Source organism: Arenibacter lacus (assembly GCF_008711145.1).
GTDB lineage: Bacteria > Bacteroidota > Bacteroidia > Flavobacteriales > Flavobacteriaceae > Arenibacter > Arenibacter amylolyticus.
In genome coordinates, this window is the sequence record NZ_VVIN01000101.1 from 1 (window position 1) to 5,887 (window position 5,887).

Consider the following 5,887-nt stretch of genomic DNA (forward strand, 5'->3'; position numbering starts at 1 on the left):
ATTGGGTCTAAACTTAGCAACTACAGGCATGTTTTGCTTACCAGGCTTTGCGACAAACACGGATATGGATCAAATTCTGCCACTAAGGATCTAATTAAGATTATTGAAAGAATAAATCCAGACATTATCCATCTTCATAACATTCACGGGTATTATATAAATATAACCACTTTATTTAATTACCTGTCTAGCAAGTCCTTTCCAGTGGTCTGGACCTTACACGACTGTTGGGCATTCACTGGACATTGTGTCCATTTTGAAAGTGTTGGATGTAATAAATGGGAGACATTATGTGAAAATTGTCCACAAACCAAGCAATATCCAAAAAGCTACTATATTGATAACTCCAAGAACAATTATCTAGATAAAAAAAAATTATTTAATTCCGTTAATAATTTAACCATTGTCCCAGTTTCCTACTGGCTACAAAACCTATTGACACAATCCTTTCTAAAAAACAATCCGATCCAAACGATACAAAACGGAATAGACCTTTCCATTTTTATCAATAAAAATCTTCAATCCTTTAGAGAAAATTATAATATACAAGATAAATATATTTTTTTAGGTGTAGCAAGTGTTTGGGGAAGTGGAAAAGGATATGTTGATTTCCTTAAATTGGCCCAAAAGTTGGAACCAGATGAGGTAATAGTACTTGTCGGTCTAACAAAAAAACAAATGTTCGATTTGCCTGTTGGCGTTATCGGAATCGAGAAAACACAAAATAAGGAGCAATTGGCCGAGATATATGCCACTTCTAATATCTTTTTAAATTTAACATATGCTGATACATTCCCCACTACAAATCTAGAGGCACTTGCCTGTGGAACTCCCATAATTACTTACAATACTGGGGGCAGTCCAGAGGCAATCTCAGAAGATACAGGATTTGTGGTGCCACCAGGTGATATAGTAGCGGTACGCAAGTGTTTAAACAAACTAAAAAAACATACGAAATCTCATTACGCTGCTGTATGCAGGGAGCGAGCATTAAAATTCTTTGATAAAAACGTGAAGTATGAAAGTTATTACCACCTATACAATGCACAATTAAAAAATTTATAATCTTGAAAATAATCAGTTTTTAATTAACCCTACTTAAAAGAGGAAGGAGACTTTCACTCTGTATCACAAATGATCCAACTTCATATATAAATTGGTTCTTTATAAAACATGATAGTTCCCTACTAATCCTTTTTTAAAGATAAAACTCATCAAGAATCATTCAATTGGAATGTACATAGAGCCTTCTTGATCAAGTAAGATAAAGCAAAGTGGATATAACCAAACTATTTCAAACATGAATAAAAGCCGAAAAAAAATTCTTATTGTTCAAAATATGATAATGCCATATCGTATTCCGATATATGACCTTCTCAATAAAGATTATACTTTAACTGTGGCTCACTCCTTCGGGATTCTGACTAACACCAATGTTACCTTTAAAGTAGTACACTTACCTGTAAAAAAAATTTCCCGCTTCGTACTTCACAAAAATTCCTTGTTTGAATTTTGTCAAAACTATGATGTAGTAATCGGCATGAGCGACATAAGTTGGTTAAGCTTAATGGGGTTGGGTTTTAAGAAAAATAGAAAGTTTAAAATAATTTATTGGGGTATTGGAGTAAGGGCATCTTATGACACAAACTATGGGGAAGTTACTATTTGGGACAAAGTTAGATACTTTTTGTTGAGAAAGGCAGATGCATTGTTGTTCTACTCGTCTTTTCCTCTAAATAGATATATAGAAAATGGAATTGATTATAAAAAGCTTTTTGTAGCCCACAATACGGTAGCAGTAAAAACTAGTCTCCAAAAGTTGGCAAGAAAAGAAATACTTTTCATAGGGACCTTATATAAACAAAAAAACATTTACGCCTTACTCAACAATTATCTTGAAGCATTTCAAATGACTGAATTAGTCCCTCCGCTCAGAATCATTGGAGATGGGGATGAATATCAAAATATCTTAGACTGGATAAATGAAAATGAATTGACCGAGAAAATTATATTGGCGGGTAAAATCTTTGATGAAGAACTTCTTTGCGAACATTTCAGTAGGGCCCTAGCCTGTATTTCACCTGGACAAGCCGGTCTTTCAGTCTTAAAATGTATGGGGTACGGCGTACCATTTATAACTCAAAAATCCGCAATAACTGGCGGTGAAATATTAAATATTGAAGATGGAGTTTCAGGAGTCCTATATTGCAACGATGCAGATTTAAAAGATATCATTCTAGATATCACTAAGTATAAAAGTAAATATGTGAAAATGGGTGAAAATGCAAAGACCCATTATGACAAATGCAGAAAGCCTACTGATATGGTAAGAGGTATTTCCGACGCAATTGAATATGTAATTTCAATCTAAATAACTTATTTCTTGCTACTTCCAAAGATAATATTGGTCTATTAATCGAACAGTTAAAAACCAATGTTAAACGTAATTTAACACACCTAGATTTGAACAAATGATATGTGATTTCTACTCTTTATCCATAAAGTTTGACTATTACCATGAATCCTTGTGAGCATATTTATTTTCTTCATACCTTCCTTCAAGAAATTTAAATTAAAAGTAGATTACCCCGATTAATATTATTGGAAATTGCTACATATTCATTGCATAGAAAACATATAATTCAATATCGTTTTTAAGCTCCGAATTACGTTTAACTAGCAAACCTTAAGGGGAGGTACATCATCCAAAAGTGTGAAATTTGAAAAAGAAAAACTTAATAATTTTCGGAACGCGCCCCGAGGCCATTAAAATGGCGCCTTTGGTGAAAGAATTCTTAAAGAATGATTTATTTGAAACAAGGGTCTGTGTAACAGCCCAACATAGAGAAATGCTTGACCAGGTATTAAATTTCTTTGAGATAAATCCAAATTATGATCTGGATTTAATGAAACCAGGTCAGAATCTGTATGGCCTTACTGCAGCTATTATTACAGGATTACAAAGGGTATTGGAAGATTTTAAACCAGATTATGTCTATGTCCATGGAGACACTACTACTACTATGGGCGCTAGTATCGCCTCCTTCTATTCCGGGGCAAAAGTATGCCATGTGGAGGCAGGTTTGCGAACCTTTAATAAGCTTTCTCCTTTTCCGGAGGAAATAAATAGATCCATCACGGGAAGGGTAGCCGATTATCATTTTTCCCCTACGCAAACTTCATATGATAATCTTTGTAATGAAGGTATCCAAAAAGAGAATATTTTAATAACTGGTAATACGGTAATTGACGCTCTACAGCAAAGTGCCTCCAAAGTGGATGCCATAAACGATAATGAAATTGAGAATCTAAAAAAAGAAATTGATTTTAATAAAAGAATTATACTAGTCACGGGTCACAGAAGGGAAAACCATGGGGAAGGATTCATTAATATTTGTAATGCCCTTAAGGAGATTGCGGCCTCGGTTCCAAACCTACAAATAATTTATCCCGTACACTTAAACCCAAAGGTGCAAAAACCCGTTTATGAGATTTTAAGCAACTTAGATAATGTAAAGCTGATTGACCCCCTAGGCTATCCGGCCTTTGTTTGGTTAATGAACATATGTGAACTGGTAATTACAGATAGCGGAGGGGTGCAAGAGGAGGCGCCAAGTCTGGGAAAGCCGGTATTGGTGATGCGGGATACAACCGAAAGACCCGAGGCAGTTGACGCTGGGACGGTAATTTTGGTAGGTACTGATAAAAATAAAATAGTCCATGAAGCCCTTGACCTACTAAATAATAAGGATCGTTACTTAAAAATGAGCCAACTTCAAAACCCCTATGGTGATGGCAAAGCAAGTAAACGAATTGTATCATTTATGCAAAACTTAGAAAAACAATGAAAAATACAGAAGTAGTGGTCATAGGACTCGGTTACATTGGTTTGCCTACAGCAGCATTAATTGCAGAAGGCGGCACTCAAGTATTTGGGGTAGATATAAACCAAAAGGTCGTAGACACGATTAACCGCGGAGCGATTCATATCATAGAGCCTGCATTAGGTGCAGCGGTATCCAAAGCAGTAAGCAGCGGGTTTTTAAAAGCTGGAACTGCTCCCATATCAGGTAACACCTATCTTATTGTGGTCCCAACCCCATTTAAGGAAAAAAATGAACCTGATATTTCTTTTGTCATAACCGCAACAAAAGCGGTAATTCCAATTCTTAAAGAAGGAGATTTATATATCATAGAGTCAACTTCTCCCGTTGGAACAACTGGAAAGATGAAAGATTTAATCTATCAGGAACGACCAGAATTAAAAAACAAAATTTCCTTAGCCTATTGCCCTGAAAGAGTGCTACCAGGAAATGTTATGTACGAGTTGGTACATAACGACCGGGTAATCGGGGGAATAGATGAAGAGTCTACTAAAAGGGCCGTTGCCTTTTACGCTAGATATGTAAAGGGAGAATTACACCCCACTAATTCCAAGACTGCTGAGATGTGTAAATTGGTAGAAAACTCATCTCGCGATGTACAGATAGCCTTTGCTAACGAATTGTCTTTGATATGTGATAAAGCAGACATAAATGTTTGGGAACTAATCTCATTAGCAAACAAACATCCTAGAGTCAATATTTTACAGCCAGGATCAGGTGTTGGTGGACATTGCATTGCAGTAGACCCATATTTCTTGGTTTCTGATTATCCTATGGAATCTAAAATTATAAGCACTGCAAGACAAGTAAATAATTATAAATCCTTTTGGTGTGCGGAGAAGGTACAGCAAGTAAAATTACAATTTGAGCTTCAAAATGCCCGAAAACCCAAAATTGCCTTAATGGGACTGGCTTTCAAACCGAACATAGATGATTTAAGGGAGTCACCCGCAAAATATGTGGCCCAAAGAGTATTGCACAACGCGGATAACGAAGAGTATTTTATTGTAGAACCGAATATAGAAGATCACAATGTTTTTAAATTAACAGACTATGAGTCGGCTTACAAAAAGGCAGATATTGTTGTTTTTTTAGTTGCCCACAGGGAGTTCAAAAGTTTAACCTTCAATCCAAAAAAAGTTATTTTGGATTTTTGCGGAGTTTTTAAGGATAATAAATAAAAACTTATGTTCAAAGATAAAACACTACTAATTACAGGAGGTACAGGTTCTTTTGGGAACGCTGTTCTAAATCGGTTTCTGGAAACCAATATTAAGGAGATCCGCATCTTTAGTCGGGATGAAAAAAAACAGGACGACATGCGGAACCAACTAAAGAATGAAAAGGTGAAATTCTATATTGGGGACGTAAGAGATTACAATAGTATTGCAAAGGCCATGCAGGGGGTAGATTATGTTTTCCACGCTGCTGCCTTGAAACAGGTTCCCTCCTGTGAATTCTTCCCTTTGGAAGCTGCCAAGACCAACGTTTTTGGCACTCAAAATACCATAGACGCCGCCGTGGCCAACGGGGTTAAGCGTATTATCTGCCTTAGTACGGATAAGGCGGCCTACCCTATCAATGCCATGGGTATCAGCAAGGCCCTAATGGAAAAGGTTGCTATAGCCGCCTCTAGAAACATCCCTAATGACAGTACCATTGTCTGCCTCACCCGATACGGGAACGTAATGGCCTCCAGGGGATCTGTTATTCCTCTCTTCGTTAAACAGATCAAGGAAGGTACCCCCCTAACCGTTACCGATCCCAAAATGACCCGATTTTTAATGTCCTTGGAAGATGCGGTAGATTTAGTAATATTTGCCTTCCTCAATGGAAACCAAGGAGATCTTTTCGTAAACAAGGCACCTGCCAGTACCATAGGTGATTTAGCTCAGGCTATTAAAGAACTATTTAAGGCGAGCAATGAAATAAAGGTTATTGGTACTAGGCATGGGGAAAAGCTTTACGAAACCCTATGCACCAGAGAGGAGATGAAAAAAGCG

General features: G+C 36.7%; 5 protein-coding genes. All 5 read left to right on the forward strand.

The features are described 5' to 3' along the window. On the forward strand, window positions 1-1,065 hold a 1,065-nt coding region (locus tag F1E73_RS16085), incomplete at its 5' end, for a glycosyltransferase (protein ID WP_150452528.1). 235 nt (window positions 1,066-1,300) lie between these two features. Further along, a complete protein-coding gene (locus F1E73_RS16090) occupies window positions 1,301-2,371 on the forward strand; it encodes a glycosyltransferase (RefSeq protein WP_150452529.1) in 1,071 nt (356 codons plus the stop codon). Window positions 2,372-2,720: 349 nt separating this feature from the next. Continuing rightward, window positions 2,721-3,848, forward strand: a complete 1,128-nt coding sequence (gene wecB, locus F1E73_RS16095) for a non-hydrolyzing UDP-N-acetylglucosamine 2-epimerase (RefSeq protein ID WP_150452530.1) — start codon at window positions 2,721-2,723, stop codon at window positions 3,846-3,848. After that, window positions 3,845-5,065 carry a UDP-N-acetyl-D-mannosamine dehydrogenase gene (wecC, locus tag F1E73_RS16100; protein WP_150452531.1) on the forward strand — a complete coding sequence of 407 codons (1,221 nt, stop codon included), beginning with the start codon at window positions 3,845-3,847 and terminating at the stop codon, window positions 5,063-5,065. The genes wecB and wecC overlap by 4 nt, the downstream gene beginning before the upstream one ends. A 6-nt stretch (window positions 5,066-5,071) precedes the next feature. Further along, window positions 5,072-5,887: UDP-N-acetylglucosamine 4,6-dehydratase family protein (locus tag F1E73_RS16105; protein ID WP_150452532.1), on the forward strand; the 816-nt coding region annotated here is incomplete at its 3' end.

Excerpts from the sequence above, each read along its gene's own strand:
- F1E73_RS16090 (WP_150452529.1), top strand. The coding sequence starts at position 1,301 with ATGAATAAAAGCCGAAAAAAAATTCTTATTGTTCAAAATATGATAATG.
- wecC (WP_150452531.1), top strand. The coding sequence starts at position 3,845 with ATGAAAAATACAGAAGTAGTGGTCATAGGACTCGGTTACATTGGTTTG.